This is a genomic window from Frankia sp. AvcI1, assembly GCF_001420875.1.
GTDB classification, from domain to species: domain Bacteria; phylum Actinomycetota; class Actinomycetes; order Frankiales; family Frankiaceae; genus Frankia; species Frankia alni.
The window spans coordinates 118703-142291 of the sequence record NZ_LJFZ01000020.1 but is presented as its reverse complement, the minus strand read 5'-3'; the positions used below and the strand labels follow the sequence as shown (position 1 = coordinate 142291).

Genomic DNA, 23589 nt, shown 5'->3' with positions numbered 1-23589 from the left:
CGGGTCTGCCTGGTGCGGCTGCTCGACCTCGCCACCCGCACGTCGATCATGGCCTTCGACGACCCGCGCTTCGTCGACGACCTCGACGCGGCCGAGCGCGGTGCCGCCAGCGGACGCCAACTCGTCGACAACGCCATCGAGATGCTGACCTCCGCCGTGCGCATCGCCGCCGCGGGGGGTGTGCTNGGCGTGCTGCATCCGGTGCTGCTGCCCCTGCTGGTCCTGTCGATCCTGCCCGACGGCTGGGCGTCGCTGCGCTCGGCCCGGCTCGCCCACGCCTCCTGGCTGGGCCGGCTGCGCCAGGTCCGCCGCCAGTACATGCTCCGCTACCACATGACCGCCCGGGAGTGCGCCGCGGAGATCCGCTCGTTCGGCCTCGGCCGTTTCCTGCTCGACGAGTACACGATCCTCGCCCGCGAGCAGGAGGCCGAGCAGGTCCGCGTCGGCCGGGGCCAGGCGCGGTACCGGCTGACCGGGGAGGCGGTGTCCGGGCTCGCCCTCGGCGTCGTCTACGGGACCCTGATCCTGTTGCTCAACGCGGGGGTGATGCCGCTGGCCGCCGGCGGCACCGCGGTGCTCGCGATCCGCACCGGCCGCAGCGCTCTCGCCCAGGCGTTGACCACCCTCAACACCGCGTACGAGAACTTCCTCTATTTCGGGGAGTACCGCGCCTGGATCGCGCAGGCCGGTGGGCTGGTGCCCGCGCCCCGGGAGCAGGTGGCGCCGGCGCGGCCCGTGGTCGTGCGGGCCGAGAACGTCGTCTACACCTACCCGCGCACCGACACCCCCGCCCTGCGTGGCGTCACCGTGGAGCTGCGCCGGGGCGAGGTCGTCGCCTTCGTCGGGGTGAACGGCAGCGGCAAGTCGACGCTGGCGAAGATCCTCGCCGGCCTGTACGAACCGGACACCGGCACCGTCAGCTGGGACGGCGTCGACCTCGCCGGCGTCGACCCGGACAGCGTCCGCGAGAACATCTCCGTGATCCCCCAGGACTACACCCAGTGGCCGATGTCGGCCCGGCTCAACATCGCCGTCGGCCGGATCAGCCGGCTCCTCGCCGACGGCCCGGACAGCGTCATCCCCGCGGCCCGCGCGACCGAGGCCGCCGAGGTCATCGAGAAGCTGCCCCACGGCTACGACACGTCGCTGGCCCGCCAGTACAACTCCGGGCACGACCTCTCCGGTGGCCAGTGGCAGCGGATCGCCTGCGCCCGGGCGGTCTACCGGGACGCCCCGGTCCTCATCGCCGACGAGCCGTCCGCCGCCCTCGACGCCCGCGCCGAACAGACCCTGTTCACCCTCATCCGCGAGCTGGGCCGGGACCGCACCGTCCTGCTCATCACCCACCGACTCGCCAGCGTCCGCACCGCCGACCGCATCTACGTCCTCGACGGCGGCCTCGTCGCGGACCAGGGCAACCACGCCGAGCTGATGTCCCGCCCCGGCATCTACCGCGAACTGTTCACCCTCCAGGCCAGCCAGTACGTCGACACCGACCCCGCTGACGCCGAGCCGGCCGGAACCGACCGCGGAGACGTCCTCGACGCCCCCCGGTGAGCCCCACCCCGACGGGCGCGGACGGTTCTACCCCCAGCACGAAGGGTAGTTCTGCTGGTGGTGAGGCTCGGTGGGGGGCGATCAGCATGACCGATGCGGTCGCTGCCGGTCACCTGGTGACCCGCCCCTGGCAGGCGGCGGCGGTCAGGAGGTGCCGACGCGGCGGCGGTCAGGACGTGCNGATGCTGTCCGGGTGGCCGAACCCCGGGGCGGCCAGGTCGAAGTCGACCACGTTGTTCGGCCCGCGGACGCCGTGGCGGTCCAGGACGCAACTGCGCCGGGTCGCGGTGTCGGTGACGGTGATCCGCTGATCTCCCGCGTAGAGCGGGCTGGAGCTCCACGTGGGCGCCCCGCTGCCGGTGTGGACGGCGAACGAGGAGATCGGGTAGCCCGTCGACGAGCGGGCCGCCCCGCCGAAGATGACGACCTTCGCCCGGCCGGGGGCGGGCGCGCGACCGCCGACGGTCATCCGGCCGCCGAGGCGGGCGGTGCCCGGGTCGGCGAGCGTGGTCAGCGCGATCCGCCCGACGTCCGCGGAGTAGGCCCAGCCGTTGGCTCGGTGGGTGAAACGGTCGAGGTAGAACCGGGAGTGGACGTAGTCGCCGTCGCGGCGCTGCTCCGGGTAGAACTCGAACGACAGCCCCGNCGTGCGCGCCCCCCAGCCGGTCGGCAGGCTGCCCCCGCGGACCAGGTCGGGCTGGGCGTTGCCCACGAAGTAGCCGGTCGGGAAGACCAGCCCGCGCCCGGCCGGGAACCGGGTGTAGGTGGCGTAGCTGCCCCGCTCCTGGCAGGCGTTGACGAACGTGTCCCCGGTCCGGGTCCGCGGGTCGTAGTGCTGGCAGGGCAGGTACGGCCGGGCCGTCGAGCCGAGCACCAGGTCGACGCCGACCGCTCCGCCGATCGGGGCGGGGCCGCCGCGCCGGTCGGTGAACCCCTCGAACGGCACGGCGACACCGTTGCCCCGACCGGCGACGCCGGCGAACCCGGCGGTGTCCGCGGCCCGCGCCGTACCCGGCTGCGTGACCACGAGCGCGAGCAGTCCCGCCAGGAGCAGGCAGACCCGCCGCCACCCCCCGGCCGTCGCGGTCCGGACCGCATCTCGCAACCGTGTCACCGTCATGTCGCCCGCCCCCGTCCGGACGGCCCGGGCGGGCCGCCATTGTCACAGCACAGCGACGTGGACCGTCTCGGCGCAGGCTATTGGCCCAACTGACCCCCAATCGTCGTCGACACGTCATACTGGCCGGAAAACCGCAACCGCAGCGCCCGTCGACCCGGCGCGGCGTGGTGGGCGACGACGGCGACCGGCGCGCCCTGGGACCTGGTGACAAATCGTGGCAAGATTGCGCGGTGAATGCGCCTGGACGCGGCGGCGAGCGGCCGTCCGGTATGGATGCGGAGTCGACCGGGTCCGTGGCGCGATGGGACTTCTTCGTCTCCTACACCGCCGCCGACCGGGGCTGGGCGGAGTGGATCGCCTGGCACCTCGAGGTCGCGGGGTACACGGTGCTGGTGCAGGCCTGGGACTTCGTTCCCGGCAGCCACTGGATGAGCCGGATGGACGAGGGCATTCGCGCCGGCGCCCGCACCCTGGNGGTGCTGTCGCGCGCCTACCTGCGCTCGGTCTACGGACAGGCCGAGTGGGAGGGGGCGTACCAGGCGGACCCCACCGGTTTCGCCCGCAGGCTGGTCCCGGTCCGGGTGGAGGACTGCCCCCGGCCCGGCCTGCTCGGCGGCGTGGTGTCGTTCGACCTGTTCGGCCTGTCCGCCGACGAGGCGCGCACGCGCCTGCTCGCGCAGATCGCGGCGATCCACCGCGGCCGGGACAAGCCCGGGGTCGAGCCGCCCTTCCCCGGCACCACGCCCCCCGCCGGTCCGCCGCGAGCGTCGGACACCTGACGCTGAGCCGCGGTTAGGCGGTTAGGCGGTTAGGCGGTTATGCGGTCAGTAGGTGTGCCACTTCCGGCGGGCGGGGCCGACGTTGCCGGTGGCGACGGGCCCGACCCACCGCAGGTCCGGGAGGTTCACGACGATCGCCTCCTGGGTGGTCCGGGCGATGACGACGACGGCCTCCTCGTCGGGATCCGGGTTCTCCTCCCGGTGCGGCACCCACGGCGGCACGTAGATGTAGTCGCCCGGGTTCGTGTCGAGCCGGATCTCCTCCTCGTGCTCCAGGAAGACGAAGCTCGGGTGGCCCGAGACGACGTAGATGCCCGTCTCGGAGCGGCCGTGATGATGGTTCGCGGAGGCGGTCGCCGCGGNGACGTGGGTCTGCCCCATCCACAGGTCGACGGATCCGACGGTCTTCCCGGACAACGCCTCGACCCGGCTCATCCCGGCGGTCTGCGAGGTACTGGTCGACAGGNCGGCGGGTGTGACCTGATGGAGCCGCTGGTGGAAGGCGTCCGCGGGCGGCGTGGACATGAGAACCTCCGAGAGGGAGTCGGATCGGGGTCGACGGTTCGGGTCGACGGTTCGGGGTCGACGGTTCGAGGTCGATGGATCGGGGCCGATGGATCGGGGCCGAGGGTCCGGGGGCGACGGTCAGGCCTGGGAGCGTGTGGCGCGCCGGCGTCGGTAGTTCGCCGCGGCGACCCTGCCCCCGCAGCGGCGCATCGAACACCAGCGCCGTCGCCCGGAGGGGGAACGATCGAGGAACAGCGTCGCGCAGCCGTCGCTGTCGCAGGCCCGAACGCGACCGAGATCCGGGCCGGCCAGCAGGTTGATCGCGTCGCGGGCGATGACGGAGAGGGCGGCGCCCGCGTCGGGTTCCGGGACCGGGGTCCGCGTCCGGCCGCCCGGGCCGAGCAGGAACATCGGCGTCGGACGCCGGGCCGCCTTGTTGATCAGCCGGATGTCCTCGGGGGTGGGCGGCCGGCTGGCGATCAGACCGCGGGTGGTCTCGTTCACCGCCCCCCGCAGGTCACGGGCGGCGAGCAGGTCCGGCTCGGTGAGGCCGCCGGCGGCGGCCGGCAGGCCCTGCTCCTCGAACCAGCCGGTCAGCTCCGCCGGAGTGGCGAGCAGCTCGATGCGGCGCCCCGGCCAGTCGCGCACGGTCGCGACGAAGTCGAGACAGAGACTGNCCGCCCCCCGGTCGAACTCGGTCATCGTGCCGGACGCGCNCATCGGACGACCTCCTCGGGTATCGACGATCTCCGTGGGTGACGACGATCTTCGCGGCCACGACGATCTTCGCGGGTGACGACGATCTTCCTGGTTGACGACACTTCTCGCGAGCATTGATGATCTTGCTGAGTAACGCTCTGAGCGGAGATNGCCGCAGTGTTACCCACCCTTCCGTCACCCCATGATGGGTTGACGAAGACTCATGCAGAGGCACGTTAGCACGAGAGTCTATGGAGGGGCGGGCTGATCGTCACGGCGGGCGTCACCGGTTGATCTCCTGGCGATCCTCCTCGGTGGCGCGTCGCGCCCGCATCGCCCGCGGCGCTGGACCGGTGCGGGGGAGGCGGACGAACCGGTGCCGTCGATGCGGCCGGCCCGCGCGGGACCTGGCGTCGGCCTGTCGACGCGCTCGCCCTCGTCCATCCCGGACATCCCTGGTGCGGTCGCCTTTCACCGTCCCGGAATCAGGTCGTGTATCCGATTGTGAACAGTCGGNTTGTGGGCGATCTGATCCCGCCCGTCGAGGCGTGCACATGGGGACGCGTCCTGATCACGGCTGTCAGGATCGGTCACCACTCCGGGTTCGCGTGCAACGGCGCGGCGCAGCCCCACCGAACACGATGATCATCAGGGTCGGAGGTCGGNCTGGAACCTTCCCGTGNCCCACCGAACGCACACGGATCCGAAAAGCGATCCGCGGCGGTCCCGGCCACAATGCGGCCAGCAGCTACAGGAGGTTGTTGACGGGCTGAGCAGGTTGGCCTCAGGTCGAGCGTCGCCACCTCCTGTCATTGCCGACGCAACCAGGGCGGGCGCCGGCCGACCTGGTGCTCCACACGCCACAGATCACAGGTGGACGCGCGCCCGGGTCACGGAGACATATCGGTGGGGGCGCCTTCCGGGCCGGGTGCACGACCTGGGTTCTCGCGAGCTGGTGCATTGTCCGGCTCACCGCTGACGGGCCTTCGGCGTGGCCGGGGGCACCACGACCGCGCCGGATCCTCGCGGCGCCGACCTGGTGCCACAGCNCTGGTCCTGGCGCTGGTCCTGGCGCGTCGGCGGCTGCCGGGCGTCCGGCCGGCGGCTGGTGGTCAGGAAGGCCCGACGCGATTGCCGTCCGCAAGGTTGTTCCGGTGTGGGCGAATGTGACCTGGGCTACGAGGTGAATAGCCAGTCGGTGCCGTGCCGACCGGCCCGGCTGAGGCGGGAATTGTGACCCGCGCGACGGGGACACATTGTCCCTGCCTTAATGGGTGTGACCGGTGTTACGGCTCGCGGGCGATTGTGAGCGCCATTACTGTGGGCCGGGTCATATTGGCCGGCCGGAAGTGCCGACTGCAGTCCAGATCACGTCGACAGCCCTGTCGAAAGTCGCGCTGCGGGCGCACAATGGAAGCCGGAGGGTGACAGTGGCCCACTCTCCCGGGGTAATAACGTCAAGGAGTTTCCATGCGCACCCAGAATTCCGTTGTTTCCTCCCTGCGTACGTCGCTCACCTCGCACCGCGCTGCGCGGGCCCAGCGTCGCGAAGTGGCGATGCTGCTTTCCGACCCCCAGCTCTCGCCGTCCACCCGGNAGGAGATGGTGGCGATCCTCACCCGCGACGAGGACGTTCGGACTTCCGTCGCCGTCCCGTCGCAGCGGCGCGGAGGTTCGTCGCGCGAGCACGCCGACGCAGGATCGTTCCGCTCCGCCTGAGTGGTCCGCGTGGCCTGAGCGTTCCGTGCGGCCTGCGCGGTCCGCTCCGTCCGAGAAGGCCCCCGGCGGGCCCGACGCCGCCTTTGCGTTCTCCGTCCTTCCCGACAGTCCGCCGCGGCCCGCGGCGTGCTTCCGCCCGGGAGGCGCGGCATCACGAAGCCTCCGTGGCTCCTCTTCGCCGCGGAGGCTTCCTCCTTCTCCTCCCGGGGCACAGCCGGCCGGGGGCCCCGGCGGTGCGCATCGTCAGACGGCTGACCAGCCGCCGTCGACGCTCAGCGTCGCCCCGTGGATGTTGGCGGCGTCGTCGCCGGCGAGGAACACCACCACGCGACCGATCTCCGCCGGCCTGCTGGGCCGCCGCGAGGGGGCCCGCGCGACCAGGGGCGCGATGCGGTCGGCGTACTGCTCGATGCGGCGGGTCAGCGTGGGGCCGGGGGCGACGGTGTTCACCCGCACGCCCGCCGGGCCGTACTCGGCCGCCCACGACTTCGTCAGCGAGTGCACGGCCGCCTTCGTCGCGCTGTAGAGGGCCGACCCGTCCATCCCGACCAGGCCGTTGATGGAGCCGATGTTGATGACGGCTCCGCTGCCGCGGGCCGCCATGGCGGGTGCGATGGCGCCGGTGAGCAGGAACGTCGCCGTGACGTTGACGGCGAGCGCGGCGGTGATGACCGCCTCGCCCACCTCCGCGGTGGGCTTCGGCGTGATGAGCATCGCCGCGTTGTTGACGAGGATGTCCGGCACGCCACCGACGGCGGCGCGGGCGGCGTCGGCGAGCGCCTGCACGGCGGGCGCACCGGCGGCGAGGTCGGCGGGGACGAACGTGGCCCGCCCGCCCGCCGCGCCGATCACCCGGGTGACCTCGGCGCCGCGCCCGGCGTCACGACCGCTGACCACGACGTGGGCACCGGCCGCGGCGAGCTCGGCCGCGATCGCCGCGCCGATGCCGTCGGTCGAACCGGTGACGAGGGCGCTGCGTCCGGCCAGTGGGGTGGTCGTCGACATTCGGGGGTTCCTTCCGGCGATGGTCTGCATGACCGCTGGGGGGTCGTGGGGCGTCCGCTGGTGCGCGGCCCAATCTGCTGGTGCGCGGCCCAATCTGCCCGGGATAAATTGGACCCGCAAGTCCAGATTTGTGCGGCGGGAGGGGCGGACGTGCCGAGCAGGCTGACGTCGAAGGGCAGTGCGACCCGGCAACGGATCATCGAGGGGGCCGCAGCCGAGATCCGCGAGCGTGGGGTCAGCGTCACCACGCTGGACGACGTCCGCGCCCGCACCGGTACCAGCAAGAGCCAGCTGTTCCACTACTTCCCGACCGGCAAGGAGGAGCTGCTGCTGGCCGTGGCCCGCTTCGAGGCCGACCGGGTCCTCGCCGACCAGCAACCCCAGCTCGGCGACCTCACCTCCTGGTCGGCGTGGCTCGCGTGGCGGGACAAGGTCGTCGCCCGTTACCGGGAGCAGGGGCGGCACTGCCCGCTGAGTGTCCTGGTCTCGCAGCTCGGCCGCAGCACCCCCGGCGCGCAGGCGGTCGTCAGGGAGCTGATGAACCGGTGGCAGGCGGAGATCGTCACCGGCATCCGTGNGATGCAGCGAGCCGGCGAGATCTCCCCGCTGCTGGACGCCGAGCCCCACGCCGCGGCGCTGATCGCCGGCATCCAGGGCGGCGTTCTCATGCTGCTGTCCACCGGCGGCACCACCCATCTGGAAGCGGCCCTCGACGTCGCCATCGACGCGCTACGCCGCTCCTGACCCTCGCCGGATGTCGGCCAGGTGGTGGACGCCCTCGTGCAGCGCGTTGCGGAGCAGCCAGCGGGCGGTGCGCTCCTCGCCGGGTAGGCGTGCCACCGTCCGTTCCCAGTCCCGCGGCCCGACCTGGTCGGCCTCGTCGCGCAGCCCGTGNGCGTTGGCGGCGAGCTCGGCCAGGATCGCGGCCGGGTCGAGCTCGTTGTAGCGGAACCGGCGGGCCCGCAGGTCGTTGAGCATCGGCTCGACGACGGGCCGGGTCTCGGTGCGGGCCCGGTACAGCCGGATGGTGGAGGTCGCGAGGACGTCCCGAAGGTGGCAGGCGTACTCCAGCACGGACCACGTGCCGGGCGCCGGACGCTCCCGCAGCAGGTCGGGCCCGGCGGCGGTGACGGCCTGCGTCACCTGCGCCGGCAGCGTCGCGAGCTGCGCCAGGACCTCCTCCACGGTGAGCGTCGAGAAGACGAGACCGCACTCGGCGCACGCGTGCGCCTCGCCCACCAGCGCGGGCGGCCCGGTCGGATGCCCCTGCGACGGATAGCTGGTCATCGGGCAATCGTAGGCGGCGTCTCGGGGCCCACCGGCCGGCGAGGAATCGCCGCCGACCGGCGTCGCGGAGCCCGCGGGGGTGGCCTGGGAGAGCCCAGCCAACGGCTCGATCGCTAAAGCATCTAGTGAATTTGCCGCATCGCTCGACACTGTGCCCGTCGAGGGGAAATGCTGGCCCTCGCGCGAGAGCTACAGGTGGGAGGCGGCGGTGACGACGGAATCGACGACGCCCGCGGACAACGCGGCCGCGGACAGAACGGCTGCGGGCGGGGCGCCCGCGGGCGAGGCGGGGGCGGACCGGTCGGTGGTGGGCGAGGGGCCGGTGCTGCTCGACGTGGGCGGCGACGGCGTCGGCGTGGTGACGCTGAACCGACCGGAGCGGCGCAACGGCTGGAACCCCGAGATGGAGAACCGGTACTTCGACGTCCTCGCGCAGGCCGATCGTGACCCGGCGATCCGCGTACTGATCGTCACCGGCGCGGGCACCACGTTCTGCCCCGGGGTCGACACCGGCCGGCTCGGCCAGATCGCGGGCAAGCCGATGGACACCACCGGCCGCCGCTCGCCGGTGCGGGCCTGGTCGGTGCGCAAGCCGATGATCGCCGCCGTCAACGGGGCCTGCGCCGGCATGGGCCTGGTCCAGGCCCTGCTGTGTGACGTGCGGTTCGCCGCCCGCGGTGCCCGCTTCACCACCGCCTTCGCCCGCCGGGGGCTGGCGGGCGAGTTCGGCATCACCTGGCTGCTGCCCCGCCTCATCGGGCAGGAGCGGGCGGCGGACCTGCTGCTGTCGTCGCGGGTGTTCGACGCCGACGAGGCCCGCGAGCTCGGCGTCGTCAGCCGGGTCGTCGACCCCGCGGAGCTCCTGCCCGCCGCGCGCGCCTATGCCGCGGACATCGCGGCGAACTGCTCGCCGGTGTCGCTGGCGCTGATCCGCCACCAGTTGCGCACCGACAGCACCGGCGAGCTCGACGCGTCGCTCGGCCGCACCTACCGGGCGATGGCCGCCGCCGCGGTCGGCCCGGACTTCCGCGAGGGCATCGACAGCTTCCTGGCGAAGCGTCCCGCGTCGTTCCCCCCGCTCGCCGACGATCTCGACCCGGCCGCGATCACCGGTGCCTGCCTGCCCGAGCTGGACTTCGACCCGTCCAGCGCCGTGGGACGGTCCTGACCAGCGATGAAGGAGACCCCTGCATGACGGCCACGGTGCACATCGACATGTCCGGGAAGGTCGCACTGGTCACCGGCGGCGGCTACGGGATGGGACGGGCCTCGGCCCGGCGGTTCGCCGAGTGCGGCGCGGCGGTGGTCGTCGCCGACATCAACCCGGACACGGGGGCGGAGACGGTCGAGCTGATCCGCGCCGCGGGCGGGCAGGCGACGTTCGTCCACGCCGACGTCGGTGAGCCGGAGGCCGTGCGGGACATGGTCGACCGCACGGTCGCCACCTACGGGGGTCTGGACTACGCCCACAACAACGCCGGCATCGTCGAGTCCCAGGATCCGGTCGTCAGCTACCCGGAACAGCTCTGGGAGCGGATCCTGCGCACCAACCTGACCAGCGTGTTCCTGTGCCTGAAGTACGAGATCCCGCGGATGCTGGAGCGCGGCGGCGGGGCCATCGTCAACGTGGCGTCGGAGTCCACCTACAAGGGCAACGTCGCCGACATCGGGTACACGGCCAGCAAGCACGGCGTGGTGGGCCTGACCACGGCCGCCGCCCTGCAGTACGCCCGGCGCAACATCCGGGTCAACGCCGTGGCGCCCGGCAACGTGGACACCGGGATCGTCGAGCGGGCCCGCCAGTACCTGACGCCGGAGCAGCTGCGGTCGATGGAGCAGGCCCAGCCGATCCGCCGGCTCAGCCGCCCCGAGGAGATCGCCGAGGTCGTCGTCTGGCTGTGCTCGGACGCCGCCGTGCTCGTCAACGCCGCCAAGATCGCCGCCGACACCGGCTGGCACGTCGCCTGACCGAACGTCGGGCGGCGCCGCCGCGTTGTTGCTGCGGCGCCACCGAGTTGCGGCGCCGCCGCCGAGTCACTGCGGCGGCGCCGAGTCACTGCGGCGGCGCCCGGTGAACAGCGTCAGCGCCAGGTCCAGTGCGGCTCGCGCTTCTCCAGGTAGGCGCGGCGCGCCTCGCCGGCGTCGTCGAGGCGGCTGACCCGCGCGGTGTAGTCCTGCTCCAGCCGGTAGCCCTCGTCGAGGGGGAGGTCCTCGACCCGGTTCATCGACTCCTTGGACAGCCGCAGCGCCAGCGGGCTCTTCGCCGCGACCTCCGCGGCCAGGGCGCGCGCCGTGTCGGCGAGCTCGGCGCGGGGCACCAGTGCGGCGGCGGCACCGAGCCGGTAGAACTCGGCCGCGGGCACGCGCCGGCCCGTCAGCGCCATCTCGCGGGTCTTCATCGGCCCGACGAGGCGCTGCACGTGCCGGGTGCCGCCGAGGACGCCCACGTCGATCTCCGGCAGCGAGAAGAACGCCTCCTCGGCGAGGACGACCAGGTCACAGCAGCCGACCAGGGCGGCTCCGGCCCCGACGCACGCGCCGCCGACCGCCGCGACGACGGGCAGGCCGCCGTCGCGGATGCCGGCGAGGCAGCCGCGCACGACGGAGCCGGGATCGATCAGGTCGGTCAGGCTCTCCTCGGGCAGGAGCTCACGGCGGTTGTAGCGGCGATCCGACTCGGTGATGTCGGCGCCGGCGCAGAAGACGCGCTCGAAGTCCGAGGCGAGGATCGCGACGGCGGCCTCGTTCCCCCGGCCGAGCTCGGTGAACACCTGCCCGATCTCGCGCATCATCGGCGCGCTCAGCGCGTTGCGCGGGGGGCGGGCGAGCGTGACCGTGGCGATGCGGTCAGCGATCTCGACCCGGACGAACTTGGGTTCTTCCACCGCCGGGGCTCCTTCGGGTGACGGGCGAATATTTAAACGATATGACTATCGGAGGGTCGGGTGCGACGCGAACGGCCTGGTGTGGACGGCCTGGTGTGGACGGCCTGGTGACGACGCAAGCNGGAGGACACCATGACGATGGGACGCGTGGCGACGACCTGGCCGGGAGTGCCGCGGTGACGGCCCCCGCGGCCGAGGGACGCCTCGCCGGCAAGGTCGCCTTCATCACCGGGATCGCCCGCGGGCAGGGCCGCTCCCACGCGGTCGCGCTCGCCCGCGAGGGCGCGGACATCATCGGCATCGACCGGGCCGCCGACGTCGCGACGATGGGCTACCCGCTGGGCACCGCCGACGAGCTCGCCGAGACCGTCGCCCTGGTCGAGAGGACCGGCCGGCGGATCATCGCCCGGGTGGGCGACGTGCGCGACCGGGCGGCGATCGTCGATCTGCTCGCCACCGGCGTGCGCGAACTCGGCGGCCTGGACATCGTCGTGGCGAGCGCCGGGATCTCCCCGCCCGCGCGCCGGCTGTGGGAGATCCCGCCGGAGCAGTGGGACGACGTGATCGGGATCAACCTCACCGGCGTCTTCCACACCCTCGCCGCATCCGTCCCGCACCTGCTGGCCGGGCGCCGGGGCGGGTCGATCATCGTCATCAGCTCGGGCGCGGCGCTCAACCGCGTCCCGAACCTGTCCGACTACGTCACCACGAAGAACGGCGTGATCGGGATGGCGATGTCGCTGGCCAACGAGGTGGCGCACCGCCAGATCCGGGTGAACGTCATCGCGCCCGGCACCGTGAACACCCCGATGGTCACCGAGAACACCCAGCAGTTCCACCTGTTCCGCCCGGACCTGCCGAACCCCACGGTGGACGACTGCCGGGACGGCTTCGCCGCGTCGATGCCGATGGGCCGGCCGTGGCTCGAACCCGAGGACATCTCCTCGGCCGTGGTGTTCCTGTCCAGCGACGAGGCCCGCTGGATCAGCGGCGTCGTCCTGCCCGTCGACCAGGGCAACACCAACCGCCGCTACTGACCCGCCTGCCCGGCCGAGCCCTGGCCCGCTCGGCCCGGCTGGACCGCCTGGCCTGCCTGGACCGCCTGGCCGGGCCGGGTTCGGAGCGGCCGCACGAGGTTGACGGTGTCGAAGACCGCCCGCAGGCCGCCGTCGGCGCCGCGCAGCTCACCGCGGCCGAGAATCCGCCCGCGGGCCGCCTGCGGCGTGTGGACCCGGTAGAGGTGCCAGTCGCGGACGTCGAGATCGTCCAGGTAGGTGACGGTCGCGGTGAGGACGACCGCCTGTAGCTCGGCGCGGGGCGGCAGCGTGATGCCGCCGTTGAGCATGCCGTCGGCGATCGCGAGTGTCTCGATGGTGTGGGCAACCAGGGCCCGCCACCCGGTCGGATCGTCAGGGGCGTCCGGGATGCGGGTCCAGAGGTCGAGCTGGCGCGACGCCTTGCGCGGCATGATCGCCGCTTCCCAGGGCAGCAGCGCGCGGCGGACGGGTTCGGCGTCGGCCGGCCGGCCGACGTCCGCGGCGGGGGAGTCGAACCGGTGGTAGTCGGGCTCGTCCGCGGCGAGCATCACCTGTGCCCGGCTGAGCTGCTCGGCACCCTGGCGCAGGGACAGCGCGAACGACTCCACCGACCGGCCGCCGGCGAGCCGCTCCACGTCGATCTCCAGCGGCAGATCGGTGCGGCCGCCGCGCATGAACACCGTCTGCAGGGAGTGCAGCCGCTTGCCGGGCGCCAGCCGCTCGGCAAGGACGACCTGCTGACCGAGCTGCTGGGCGCCGAGGACGCCCCCGTGCCCGCTCGGCACGCACCGCGCCGACGTCGTGGGCAGCGTCGGCGTCAGGTCGAGCACCCGCAGCAGCTCGGGGAGGGTGAACAGGGTCCGCACCCAGTCCGGCTCGTAGCGCGGTGCGTCCGCGTCCGCGTTCGCAGCGGCCGAATCATGCCCGCCGGCCAGGGCCGCCAGAACCGGTACGGGGATTCGGTCGCGCCTGGTGGGGCGTTCTACCACTGCACAGTCCGCTGCATGAACCGCGGCCTGCCAAGAAGCCTGAAGAGCGCCAGTTCGAAGCCGGCACGGACCCGCGCGGTCCCCCGCGCGGTGCGCACCTCTTCTCGTAGGAGCTGAGCGAGGGCGCTCCTACCGCTCGCCATCTCCAGGCGAAGCTGCTCGTCGGGCTCGACGAGCCCCGCTCCGCTCTCGCTATGCCGCAACGTCCACTCCTTGTTACCTCGATCCCCAAAGAGCTCGGGGAGATGTGCGGCTCGACGAACTTCGAATCCCCGCGCCGGCAATCCGCTTTCTCCGGTCGCTCGCATTTCTCGGGACCGGGTACGTCGCGGCGTCGGTTGGCGGTCATCTTGCTGGCGGCGTTTCACGCCCGATAGCGGCCAGCTCGTCGAACGCTGCCCGGAAGACCTGGGCGAAGGCCGCGGCGGCGGTGCGGCCGAACAGATGCCGGTGGTACCCGAACGCGAGGCGGATACCGGCGCCGTACCTCGTCGCGCCGATGAAGAGGCCCTGGGGCATGCCGGCGGTGCCGGTGAAGAAGACCGCGGAGATCGCCGGGTGTCGGAGGTGATGTCGGCGAGCGGGCCGAGGTTGCTGACGGCGGCGGCGGGGGTGATGAGCGGTCGCGCCGTCCGCACACCCAACCGCAGCAGCGAGCCCCGCCAGGGCCCGGGAATCCGCCCGGTGGCGGCCGCGCCGACCCTGCCGGCGACTCCCGCGATGACGGGCGCGGCCGCCGCCTGCTTCGCGTGCTCGGTCTGGTCGACGATGCGGACGGCCAGTCTGATCAGGTCCGCCCGGTCCGCCGGCTCGGTGCCGACCAGCACCTGGCCGGTGTTGTTGCCACCCGCGCCGGGCATCGTCCCCAGCCCGATCGGCATCCTGACGCGCAGTGTCGCGGCCTCCCCGCCGCGCTGCCGGTTCCACCGGTCGATGGTGAGATGGGCCGCTGCGACCAGCAGGTCGTTGGCGGTCATCCGACGTCCGCCGGGCAGTAGCACGCGCCGTCCCGNCACCGGCAGGGTCAGCGGGTGGTAGCCGTAGCCGGCGGTCCGGCCGGCGTCCATCGGAGTGATGTGTCGCCCGGAGCGATGCGTGAAGGCGGTCCAGCCATGGCCGGCCGACCTCGGAACCGACGGCACACCGGCGGGCAGCCCGACATGACCGCCGCCGGACCGGCCCGCGGCCGCGGAGGCGTCGGCGTCGGCGTCGGCGACCCGGTACTCGGCGAAGATCTCGGACACGACGGCGGCGAGACTCATGCCGTCGACCGCGAGGTGATGCGCGACCACGGAGAGCTGGTCGCCGTCCGGCCGGTGCACCAACGCGATCCGCAGTGGCGGGTAGGCCCGCAGGTCGAAGGGGGACGACATCATGGTCTCGTGGACGCGCCAGCCGTCGCTGCCGTCGCCGATCTGCCCGACCGGATCCGAGGACGGCATCGTGGCGAACCGCCACGCATACTGGCGTGCCCCGTAGAGGCTCGCCCGCATCATGGGATGCCGCCCGATCGCCCTACGTACCGCGAGCCGGAGCCGGGTCACGTCCAACGTGCCCATGGTCTNCACGAACAGTCCGCAGGTCAGCGGTGCGCTGGCCCGATTGGAGGCGGCCAGGATCTGCTCGCTGGACGTGAGCACCCGATCGGGCGCGGGTGCCGGTGAACCCCCCTGGTTCTTCACCTCTACGTGCACGGGCCCCTAGCCCCCCGAATTAGTCAGCACACGATATACGTGGTCCGGGCGGGACGACCTTCCGGTCCGCGGCCGTGGCGGCCGGCGCGACCACGCGGTCAGGCCTTGCGGGCCAGACCCCCGGCNACCAGCTTTTCGGTGAGGGTCAGCGGCTCGGGGACCGGCTCCTGCGGGCGCCACAGCGGGTTGTAGACGAGACCGGGNTCGACGAGGTCGAGGCCGTCGAAGTACTCGCCGATCTCCGCGAGCGTCCGGAACCGTCCGGTACCGAGGTCGGCCAGCAGCATCTTCTCCAGCTCGGTCGTCTGCTCGCCATGCGCGACGAAGTGCGTCAGAAAGAGGTAGCTGCCGGCGGCCAGGGCATCCCGGTAGTGCCGGATGACACCGGCGGGGTCCTCGTCGTCGTTGATGTGGTGGACGACTCCGAACAGGATCAGGCCGACCGGCTGGTCGAGATCGATCAACGCGCGTAGGTCCGGGTGGGCGAGGACCTTCTGCGAGTGCCGGAAGTCGGCCGTGATCACAGTGGTGTTGCGGTTCTCGGCGAGCAGGGCCCGGCCGTGCGCGAGCACGATGGGGTCGTTGTCGACGTACACCACGCGCGCGTNGGGCGCGACGCTCTGCGCCGCCTGGTGGGTGTTGCTGACGGTCGGCAGGCCCGAACCGAGATCGATGAACTGGCGGACGCCCTGCTCCGCCAGGTATCGCACCCCTCGGTTGAGCAGCGCCCGGTTGTACTGCGCCGCCTCCCGCCCACCGGGAACGAACTGCATGAACTGGTCGGCGACGACCCGGTCCGCGGGGAAGTTGTCCTTCCCGCCGAGAATCGCGTCGTAGACCCGGGCGATGCTGGGGGTGGAGACGTCGATGTCGGTGGGGGCCCAGCCGGCCGGCGGCTCGCTGCTCGCCTGCGACAACGGATGCGGGAGGGCGTCGCCTTGCGTCATGGGTCTCCGATACTCGTCCGCGGCGGCCGGCTGCCGAAAGTGGCGAATTATGCACCTACCGGTGACTATATTCGCGCCCGCCGCCGGCCGGCGGTGGTCCGAGGAGCACCACCGCGACCAGGAGGAACAGTCCGACGGCCAGGCAGAGGCAGGAGCCGAACACGACCTGGAACACCACCGGACGCCGTTCGGCGAAGGGCAGGTGCAGCCGGGGGAACATCGTCGGCAGCTCCCGTGCGTGGTGCACCCCGCCCACGGTCCGAAACGGCACGTCGATGCGGTCGAACAGTCCCCGGACCTCGTCGCGGTTCCACACCCGCGTCCTGAACCAGAGCGGCGGAACCGGCGAAGACGACCAAAGGCTACAGGTCAACTCCTCGGAGTGAACTCACAATGATCATCCGGGTGGCAGTCCAGAGGGGCCGTCGCAGCCATGGAGACCTCGGCAGAAGGCGTGTCGCTGGTGTCCTGTCCCATCCGCGTCGGACACGCTCGGCGCGAGTTCCGTTCAGTCGGTGACCACATCGTCCGGTGACGACTGTGCGATGTCGGCAAGCACAGCCAGNGCCCGGGACAGTACGTCGCGCTGGGGTGGGGCCAGGCCGACTCTGACAGCCCTGGGAACGCGGTGACGACCCACGGAGAAAGCTGCGGCTGGAGTTACCCCGATGCCGTGTCGCGAGGCAGCGGTGACGAACGTATCCGCACGCCACGGGCTGGGCAGCTCCCACCAGCAGTAGTACGAACGCGGGTCACTCTTCGTACTGAATCCGCCGAGATGCTGCGAGGCGATCTCCTGTCGTATCGCGGTCTCCCGCTGCTTGGCCCGTACCAGCATCTCTATCGTGCCGTCCGCCTGCCAGCGGGATGNCGCCTCCAACGCGAAACGCATGGGCGTCCATCCGCCTGAGCGTAGCGATGCGNCAATGNCACCAGCGATGCCGCCGGGTGCTACCGCGAATCCGAGTGTCAGACCGGGGGAGACTCGTTTGGACAGGCTGTCGACGAAGACCGTCCGCTCCGGAGCGAGCGAAGCAAGCGGCGGCAGATCGTCGCGCAGGAAGGCCCAGATGGNGTCCTCGATCGCGTAAATTCCCAATCGCAACAGCACCTGGGCCAGGTGGACCAGACGCTCCTGGGGCATGGACAGCGATAGCGGATTATGCATGGTCGGCTGTACGTAGATGGCATGCAGCGGGCTGCCGGAATGGGCTTCTTCGATGGCCTCGGGAATCAGCCCCGCCTGGTCCATGGCCAGCGGCACCAGGGTGATGCCGAGCCGGGTGGCGATGGCTTTGACGGCGGGGTAGGTCAGCTCTTCGACGCCCAGCCGGGCGCCCCGCGGCACCACAGCAGCGATGACGGCCGAGATTGCCTGCCGACCGTTCCCGGAGAAAAGCACCCTGCTTGGGTCGGGACGCCAGCCACCGCGCGAGAGAAGATCGGCCGCCACACTGCGTGTGGCGGAGGTACCGGTTGCGCCGACCGGCTGAAGCACGCTCTCCAGGACGTCCGCACGCAACAGTCCGCCGAGTCCCGATGCGAGCAGTCTGGTCTGCTCTGGCACCGTCGGGTAGTTGAGCTCCAGATCGACCCGGTTGCCAGCAGTTTCNCTGTGCATGGGGATCGCCAGGCGAGGGGCGGCGCACACGAAGGTGCCGCGCCCCACCTCGCCNACCGTGAGGCCACGCAGGGCGAGTTCCTGGTAGACGCGGATAGCGGTGGAATTGGCGATGCCGTGTTCACGGGCGAAGATCCGTTGGGGTGGAAGCCGGTCTCCAGGTCTGAGCCGGCCTGCCCTGATCTCCGCGGCCACGTCGTCGGCGACACGCCGATAGTCCCTCACGTCCCACTCCCCCTACCTCTCTGTTTGTCATTATCTAAGCATCTCGATTGCACCGAGTGCAATNCCAAATATTGCGCCGAGACGGAAAGGTAACCTACACTCGCTGTCGAACTCGATCCTGGATCCTGCAGCTCGCGAGAGGGGCACCGAAGCACACCAGATGGGGACGTACGCTTGCAAGGAGGCTCGTGNATGTGACCACGCGATCGCCACGACGTCGGGCTCTCCTCGCTCGGTTCACGCAAGCCCGGTCTCCTCAATCTCGGTCCCCTCAAGCTCGGTGCAATCGCTGTGGCTTCGTGTCCCGGCCCTTCGGCCGGTACGAGGTCGCGGGCCTGCCCCGTCGGTACGCTGCCGGGGGGCAGCGGCCGTTGGTGAATGCCCTCGGCACACGGTNACGTGTCGGTCCGGTCAGCTGGTCGCCGCCGGGGCACGGCCACCGTGTGTGGAACATGGGCCCCCTTTTCCGTGAGCGCCGCGACGGGGCGCTTGAAACGGGTGTGCAGGAACCGACGTGTGACGCCGGGCCGGCTCGTGCGCAGTCACTGAACGGACTGGAGTGCCACGAACGCTGTCGAGGCGAGGCCCCGTGGCGGGTGTTCGAGGAGTCGGACAGTGTCCCCGGGGCCCTGCTCGCCCGTTTGGCGATGCCGACGACTGGGGACTGGAACCGACGCGATTCCAGCGCTCCGGAAATGCCGCTCACCGCCGGATTCATCACCTGCTGTTTTCTTCGCGACCTTTCCGAGATGTTACGCATCGACGTTCGAGACGATGGCTGCGCGATGGCGGACTACAAGGTCGAGAGGAAGTGAAAGATTGCCATGATTGAAGTCAGCGGAATTATTGGTGTCATGGCGGTGGCGCTCGGGNTGGNGCTTACTCCGGGGCCAAACATGATCTATCTCGTATCCCGCAGTATCGTACAGGGGAGGAGCGCCGGAATAATTTCACTCGGTGGAGTCGCCCTCGGCTTCATAATCTACCTGCTGGCCACGAACCTGGGGCTGTCTGTAGTCTTCACCNCCGTGCCCGAACTTTATGTTGCCGTCAAACTCGCCGGTGNGGCCTATCTCGCCTATCTTGCCTGGAAGGCGCTGAAACCCGGCGGCGTCTCCGTGTTCACTCCTCAGGACATCCCCCCTGATCCTCCGCGAAAGCTTTTCACGATGGGTTTGATGACGAACCTGCTCAATCCGAAGATTGCCATTATGTATCTCTCGCTTATCCCGCAGTTCGTCAATCTGAAGGCGGGACACGTCCTGCTCCAGGGGTTTTTGCTGGGTACCATTCAGATTGTGGTGAGCGTCACAGTTAACTTGATCATCGTGCTGGCGGCCGGTGCCATCGCCGTTTTCCTTGCCCGCCGCCCATCCTGGCTGAGGGTCCAGCGCTACGTGATGNGGACGGTGCTCGGCATGCTGGCCATCTCGCTGGCCATCGACACCTCGGGGCCGACCACGACGAGTTGACCGCGCAAGCCAACGTGTCAAGAGCATGCATGAACGACGAGTGGACCGGCTCGGTAGCCGCCCTGGTGCTGGTCGGCCGGACCGAAGCGCCGGATGCCGCCTCGGCGGCATCCGTGTGGGCGCCGCTCTGTCCGAGCCGTCGGTCAGTACCGTCCCCTCCGCCGCACCGGGCGGGGCGGGAATCCGCGCGGCATCTCCCGAAACCCAGGAGGCCCCATGCCCAGTAGTGAGCAGAAGACCGCGCGCACCTATCGGCTGGTCTTCAACCGGCGCAGGCCGTACAGATACATCGAGTCGAGCGTCGTCGAGGACGGCGCCGAGCTCACCGACAAGATCTATTATCTTGTTCGGTCATTCCTCACCTCTGACCCGCTCCGAGTCGAGATCGATTCGAACATCACCACCGTTCGGGTCTTCGTCGGCGATGAACTCGTGGATATCGGTACCCTCACNCCCATCGAACCCGTGATTGCGGGTTGCGCAGTAAACTCTATGAGCTTCGAGGGTGGCGCCATCAAGCGCCTCTACCACGAGCTGAAATCCATGGAAGGCCCCGTCGGAAGTGGGCCCGGTGCTGACGTCGTCGACGCGGTCACCAGATGGTTCAAGGACCTGGGAATTCCGGTCTGAAGGCAGGAATCTCCCATAGCGCCGACATGAGAGGGATGCCTCGTGCAAAAACTTTCCACGTTGCATGGCCCGACTTCTTGCTAGAAGAGGAAATCATCATTTTCGCGACGGGAAGCCTGCAACAGGTCACCGAGGATCTTCTGGGTGACGCCGCCGTANGATCTTCCATGGAGGGNGGTGATCCGCGTCTACATTCCAAGGCCGAGCAGNCAGTTCCGGGAGTGCAATCCTGGCAGATCATGCTGGCTTGCCGACGACCACGGGGTCCTGCCCGTGGGAGGCCGCTCGGATCAGTTGCTCGATCAGAAGGATCGTCTCGCGCGCTCCCTTGAGATTTGTGGTGGCGGGGCTGGCCCCCGCCTGCCAGGGAAGCTTGGTGTCGGCCTGGCCCGGAGTCACGGGTGAGGATGCGAGCGGCAACACCGCCGTACCCGCCCTGCGTGCATTCATGTTCGATGGCTTCGCGGCCAGTGGCGGCATGCTTCTCGACATCGGATGGTCGTCGTGAGCTGAGTGTTGGCCGTCCTCCTGCGGAGGTACGTCTGCGGGTTGCCATGATCATGTCCTTGTCACGGGCCCCGCTACCACTGATGTGCCATACCACTCGACGCACCAACAGCCNCATCCGATGGTGGTGGAAGACGTCGGGCGAGGTTGTGTCCATCGAGGGTGNACCGGTCCCTCGACCGATCACCGGACTACGAGTNCTCCTCGGGCTAAGGGCTCGCGAACCACGGGCTTATCGATCGTGGGGAAACGTGCTAATGTACCCGCTCGTCATGCCTGCGTCAATGCAAATCCGGCTCAAGATCCCACCGTGGATCCTCGGGGCTATCCGGTAAGCAGGCACCGTTTCTTTGCGGCGAAGCAGCGGAAGCGGCAGATCTCCGAGAAGGATGTAAACATCCGCGAAGAAGTCATGGAAAGTGACTCATGTCACTCTGCGAGAAAAAACCTTTCACAATGAAGGGGTGGCCATGCAGAATCATAGCGTTACCCCTTGTTGATAGTTCGACTCCTTATGGAGTCGGTGGGCAGTGGTCCATGTGTCAGTGGATTCCGGACGTTCGAGAGAATAGTCGTCCGCGCTTTCCTGGGACCGATTTCTCCGCCTGAGTAGGCGGTGTCCCGGGGCGCTTTAGGACGCGGTTGGCTTTTATTGCCGCGGCAATTAGAGTGAAAGGTTGTGGTACTTCGTGACCCTCAGAGCAGTGGTGACCGGGGCAAGTAGCGGAATCGGTGCGGCGACCGTGCGTCGCCTGTCGAAGGACGGTTTCAGCGTCGTTGCCGTCGCCCGACGCGGGGAGCGGCTTCGCCAAGTGGCGGAGGAGACCGGCGCCCAGGCCCGCGTTGCGGATATCACGGACGCAGCGGCGGTCCAGCAGCTCGCCGCCGAGCTGGACTCCTGCGATGTGCTCGTTAACAACGCTGGCGGCGCCATAGGCGCGGACAGTGTCGCGACCGGTTCGCCGCAGGACTGGGAGCGAATGTTTTCCGTCAACGTGCTCGGCACGCTGCAGATAACACAGGCTCTGCTGCCGCTGCTACGTTCCNGACGCGGTGNCACCATCGTCACCGTCACGTCCACCGCGGCCTTCACCAACTATGAGGGCGGCGGCGGGTACAGCGCCGCGAAGCACGCCGAGCACGCACTCAGCGAAACCCTGAGACTGGAACTGTGTGGAGAGTCCGTCCGGGTCATCGAGGTGGTTCCCGGGATGGTCAGGACCGAGGAATTCTCCCTCAACCGCCTGCGAGGTGACGCGGGGAAGGCTGCAGCCCTCTACGAGGGTGTCGACCATCCGCTCACCGCCGCTGACGTCGCCGAGTGCGTGGCGTTCGCTGTCGGCTTGCCCCAGCATGTGAACATCGATCGTCTCGTGGTCCGGCCCCTGGCGCAGGCGGCGCAGCACAAACTCCACCGCGGGCCGCTGTTCCGCGTCTAATATTCCGGACTCCCCTCATCCTCCTTCGAAACCGAGGAGTATGTATCCGTGAAACTTCACCGTGACGATATGACTCCCCAGCTCCAGGAGTATGGAAATTTCGATGATCGCGGTGAGGCTAATTACCAGCCTTACCTCATGTATTTCCACCGGACTGACTACAGGTCCTCCGTGATCAACACGGATCGAGCCGGATTCCGGATATCTCATGGCCCGAACGGAGAGACGGCCTCCGCGGCCGGAAAAATACCGGGAGGGCCTGTTCGGTTAATTTCCGGAAGCTCCACAGTGCTCGGTATCGGGGCGACCAGTGACGCTACCACACTTGCTTCGCAGCTGTGGCGCACGCATGCTCCGTCCGGTCCCTGGCTCAATTTCGGCGGGAGGTGCTACAATTCGACCCAGGAGCTTCTTCTTTTCACGCTCCACCNCCATCTGCTGCCGGAGATCGACGAGATCGTCATCTTCTCCGGGCTCAATGATCTGACCGTTGGCCGGCTTCCCGAGTGGCAGNAGGGCGACCACGGCGCATTCTGGTTCTGCGGTGAGTACTTCGACAAGATGCAGGAGCTCAGGGAAAGTAACCGGAAGGCGACNGCCAAGATTCTCGGCCGACGGCATGAGCGTCGTCAGACAATCTCTACGCATGCCGACGTGCGCCGCGACATCCCCAAGGTCATCGATGCCGCCGCTGATCTGACGCTGCGTCATCTCGACAGTTGGCGACGGCTGGCGGGTCCGCGGGCTCGGCTGTCATACGTACTGCAGCCGATGGCCTTGTGGATGCGGGACAGGCACGCCCCGCAGGAGCAGCTGCTCTTCGACGAGATCGACCGGATCTCCAAGCTCGGAACCTGGGAGGAGCTCTACGGCGACATCTCCACGAAGGAGGTCGCCCAGGCCTTCTCCGAGAAGTTGCGAGCCGGCTGCGAGAAGCTCGCCGTACGCTATGTCGACCTGAACCCTATTGTCGCTGATGNGGTCACCGAAAAAGACTGGATCTACGTGGATCGTGCGCACTACACAGACCATGGCTACGACCTCGTCGCAAGGATCATGGCCGAAACTCTCGGGCTCTCCTAAATGATCCTCCCAAGCTGCCCGGCGATCAATTTCCCTCTTATTTGAAGGCAGGTATCACTGCCATGTCTCTCCTGCGAAGGATCGTAGACAGGGTGACCCGGCGCAAGAAGCGCGCCAACCGTAAGAACGACGCATCCATATATCCCATGTTCTGACCGGACCGCGGCCGCGTTCCGCATTCCGAGCGCACCACGAAACGGGATGAAGGAGAAGCATGCGAGGTCGTGAGGCAGTTGCCAGAAAGGCGCCGGCTACGCAACACGGCGGGTACGTCCCGTACGAGCCGCAAAACGGCTCTGCGCGGGCGTTGTATGCGTACGTCTCCGACCCGGAGGCGCTGTTTCCCGGGGACAGATTCGTCGAGGAAATGCAGGCCGAGCTGCGCCG

Annotated in this window: 17 protein-coding genes and 15 pseudogenes; 12 read left to right on the top strand and 20 right to left on the bottom strand. The window is 69.6% G+C overall.

From position 1 onward, the window contains the following. Positions 1-186 precede the first annotated feature (186 nt). Positions 187-1557: ABC transporter ATP-binding protein (locus UK94_RS20360; protein WP_235488854.1), on the top strand; the 1371-nt coding region annotated here is incomplete at its 5' end. A 181-nt stretch (positions 1558-1738) separates the two neighbouring features. On the opposite strand, the pseudogene UK94_RS59575 reads toward UK94_RS20360, so the two are convergent. Both UK94_RS59575 and UK94_RS59570 read right to left on the bottom strand, forming a co-directional pair. Beyond that, positions 1739-2202: pseudogene (locus tag UK94_RS59575) on the bottom strand (hypothetical protein); the annotation flags it as partial. Between the two features lies 1 nt (position 2203). Then, positions 2204-2677, bottom strand: a pseudogene (locus UK94_RS59570) (hypothetical protein); the annotation flags it as partial. A gap of 269 nt (positions 2678-2946) precedes the next feature. Here UK94_RS59570 and UK94_RS59565 point away from each other — a divergent pair. Next, positions 2947-3151: pseudogene (locus UK94_RS59565) on the top strand (toll/interleukin-1 receptor domain-containing protein); the annotation flags it as partial. Between the two features lies 1 nt (position 3152). Next, positions 3153-3456 (top strand): toll/interleukin-1 receptor domain-containing protein (locus UK94_RS59560; protein ID WP_235488853.1); only part of this gene is annotated, 304 nt, incomplete at its 5' end. Between the two features lie 45 nt (positions 3457-3501). Here the strand turns inward: UK94_RS59560 and UK94_RS20345 are convergent. The 3 genes and pseudogenes from UK94_RS20345 to UK94_RS20335 all read right to left on the bottom strand — a co-directional run. Beyond that, positions 3502-3818 (bottom strand): annotated as a pseudogene (locus UK94_RS20345) (cupin domain-containing protein); the annotation flags it as partial. A 283-nt stretch (positions 3819-4101) separates the two neighbouring features. Beyond that, positions 4102-4639, bottom strand: a pseudogene (locus UK94_RS20340) (CGNR zinc finger domain-containing protein); the annotation flags it as partial. Positions 4640-6624: 1985 nt separating this feature from the next. Further along, entirely contained in the window at positions 6625-7386 is a 762-nt protein-coding gene (locus UK94_RS20335) for an SDR family oxidoreductase (RefSeq protein ID WP_055751099.1), read from the bottom strand. Here UK94_RS20335 and UK94_RS76315 point away from each other — a divergent pair. The 3 genes and pseudogenes from UK94_RS76315 to UK94_RS20315 form a co-directional block, all read left to right on the top strand. Further along, a pseudogene (locus UK94_RS76315) lies at positions 7282-7963 on the top strand (TetR/AcrR family transcriptional regulator); the annotation flags it as partial. The gene UK94_RS20335 and the pseudogene UK94_RS76315 sit on opposite strands and share 105 nt — an antisense overlap. A 918-nt stretch (positions 7964-8881) precedes the next feature. Continuing rightward, positions 8882-9841 carry an enoyl-CoA hydratase-related protein gene (locus UK94_RS20320; protein ID WP_011605827.1) on the top strand — a complete coding sequence of 320 codons (960 nt, stop codon included), beginning with the start codon at positions 8882-8884 and terminating at the stop codon, positions 9839-9841. Between the two features lie 23 nt (positions 9842-9864). Next, positions 9865-10641, top strand: a complete 777-nt coding sequence (locus UK94_RS20315; protein WP_011605826.1) for a glucose 1-dehydrogenase — start codon at positions 9865-9867, stop codon at positions 10639-10641. 113 nt (positions 10642-10754) lie between these two features. On the opposite strand, the gene UK94_RS20310 is transcribed toward UK94_RS20315, so the two are convergent. Next, positions 10755-11558, bottom strand: coding sequence for an enoyl-CoA hydratase-related protein (locus tag UK94_RS20310; RefSeq protein ID WP_011605825.1), 804 nt, complete (start codon positions 11556-11558; stop codon positions 10755-10757). A 176-nt stretch (positions 11559-11734) separates the two neighbouring features. On the opposite strand from UK94_RS20310, the gene UK94_RS20305 reads away from it, so the two are divergent. Then, positions 11735-12595, top strand: a complete 861-nt coding sequence (locus UK94_RS20305; RefSeq protein WP_011605824.1) for a mycofactocin-coupled SDR family oxidoreductase — start codon at positions 11735-11737, stop codon at positions 12593-12595. On the opposite strand, the gene UK94_RS20300 is transcribed toward UK94_RS20305, so the two are convergent. The 14 genes and pseudogenes from UK94_RS20300 to UK94_RS59505 form a co-directional block, all read right to left on the bottom strand. After that, positions 12589-13584 carry a thioesterase family protein gene (locus UK94_RS20300; RefSeq protein WP_011605823.1) on the bottom strand — a complete coding sequence of 332 codons (996 nt, stop codon included), beginning with the start codon at positions 13582-13584 and terminating at the stop codon, positions 12589-12591. The two genes, UK94_RS20305 and UK94_RS20300, sit on opposite strands and share 7 nt — an antisense overlap. Next, a complete protein-coding gene (locus UK94_RS20295) occupies positions 13578-13787 on the bottom strand; it encodes a hypothetical protein (protein WP_041939557.1) in 210 nt (69 codons plus the stop codon). Before UK94_RS20295 ends, UK94_RS20300 begins: the two co-directional genes overlap by 7 nt. Positions 13788-13929: 142 nt before the next feature. Next, positions 13930-14103 carry a hypothetical protein gene (locus UK94_RS59550; RefSeq protein WP_235488851.1) on the bottom strand — a complete coding sequence of 58 codons (174 nt, stop codon included), beginning with the start codon at positions 14101-14103 and terminating at the stop codon, positions 13930-13932. A 494-nt stretch (positions 14104-14597) separates the two neighbouring features. After that, positions 14598-15143 (bottom strand): condensation domain-containing protein (locus UK94_RS59545; protein WP_235488895.1); only part of this gene is annotated, 546 nt, incomplete at its 3' end. Between the two features lie 261 nt (positions 15144-15404). After that, positions 15405-15481: pseudogene (locus UK94_RS59540) on the bottom strand (hypothetical protein); the annotation flags it as partial. 1 nt (position 15482) lies between these two features. Beyond that, positions 15483-15885: pseudogene (locus tag UK94_RS59535) on the bottom strand (SAM-dependent methyltransferase); the annotation flags it as partial. A gap of 1 nt (position 15886) precedes the next feature. Beyond that, a partial coding sequence (locus UK94_RS59530; RefSeq protein WP_235488849.1) for an SAM-dependent methyltransferase occupies positions 15887-16225 on the bottom strand: 339 nt, incomplete at its 3' end. Positions 16226-16280: 55 nt separating this feature from the next. Continuing rightward, positions 16281-16541, bottom strand: a complete 261-nt coding sequence (locus tag UK94_RS20280) for a hypothetical protein (protein WP_055751096.1) — start codon at positions 16539-16541, stop codon at positions 16281-16283. A 250-nt stretch (positions 16542-16791) separates the two neighbouring features. Continuing rightward, a pseudogene (locus UK94_RS59525) lies at positions 16792-17095 on the bottom strand (PLP-dependent aminotransferase family protein); the annotation flags it as partial. Position 17096: 1 nt separating this feature from the next. Then, positions 17097-17148 (bottom strand): annotated as a pseudogene (locus tag UK94_RS59520) (hypothetical protein); the annotation flags it as partial. Positions 17149-17155: 7 nt separating this feature from the next. Further along, positions 17156-17299 (bottom strand): annotated as a pseudogene (locus UK94_RS59515) (PLP-dependent aminotransferase family protein); the annotation flags it as partial. A 1-nt stretch (position 17300) separates the two neighbouring features. After that, a partial coding sequence (locus UK94_RS59510; RefSeq protein ID WP_268761528.1) for an aminotransferase class I/II-fold pyridoxal phosphate-dependent enzyme occupies positions 17301-17678 on the bottom strand: 378 nt, incomplete at its 3' end. Positions 17679-17838: 160 nt separating this feature from the next. After that, a pseudogene (locus UK94_RS74495) lies at positions 17839-17900 on the bottom strand (hypothetical protein); the annotation flags it as partial. A gap of 1 nt (position 17901) precedes the next feature. Further along, positions 17902-18071, bottom strand: a 170-nt coding sequence (locus UK94_RS59505) for a GntR family transcriptional regulator (RefSeq protein ID WP_268761527.1), incomplete at its 3' end; no start/stop codon positions are given. Positions 18072-18948: 877 nt separating this feature from the next. Here UK94_RS59505 and UK94_RS59500 point away from each other — a divergent pair. The 5 genes and pseudogenes from UK94_RS59500 to UK94_RS59480 form a co-directional block, all read left to right on the top strand. Further along, positions 18949-19096: pseudogene (locus UK94_RS59500) on the top strand (LysE family transporter); the annotation flags it as partial. A 41-nt stretch (positions 19097-19137) separates the two neighbouring features. Continuing rightward, positions 19138-19474: pseudogene (locus tag UK94_RS59490) on the top strand (LysE family translocator); the annotation flags it as partial. A 1-nt stretch (position 19475) separates the two neighbouring features. After that, positions 19476-19543, top strand: a 68-nt coding sequence (locus UK94_RS74490; RefSeq protein ID WP_268761526.1) for a hypothetical protein, incomplete at its 5' end; no start/stop codon positions are given. A 1826-nt stretch (positions 19544-21369) separates the two neighbouring features. Next, a pseudogene (locus UK94_RS59485) lies at positions 21370-21726 on the top strand (SDR family NAD(P)-dependent oxidoreductase); the annotation flags it as partial. A gap of 11 nt (positions 21727-21737) precedes the next feature. Continuing rightward, a partial coding sequence (locus tag UK94_RS59480; RefSeq protein WP_235488847.1) for an SDR family NAD(P)-dependent oxidoreductase occupies positions 21738-22119 on the top strand: 382 nt, incomplete at its 5' end. Positions 22120-23589: the final 1470 nt, after the last annotated feature.

What these genes read in the sequence shown, in the direction of transcription:
- UK94_RS20315 (WP_011605826.1), top strand. Translation starts at nt 9,865, where the DNA reads ATGACGGCCACGGTGCACATCGACATGTCCGGGAAGGTCGCACTGGTC.
- UK94_RS59550 (WP_235488851.1), bottom strand. Translation starts at nt 14,103, where the DNA reads ATGCCCCAGGGCCTCTTCATCGGCGCGACGAGGTACGGCGCCGGTATC.
- UK94_RS20335 (WP_055751099.1), bottom strand. Translation starts at nt 7,386, where the DNA reads ATGTCGACGACCACCCCACTGGCCGGACGCAGCGCCCTCGTCACCGGT.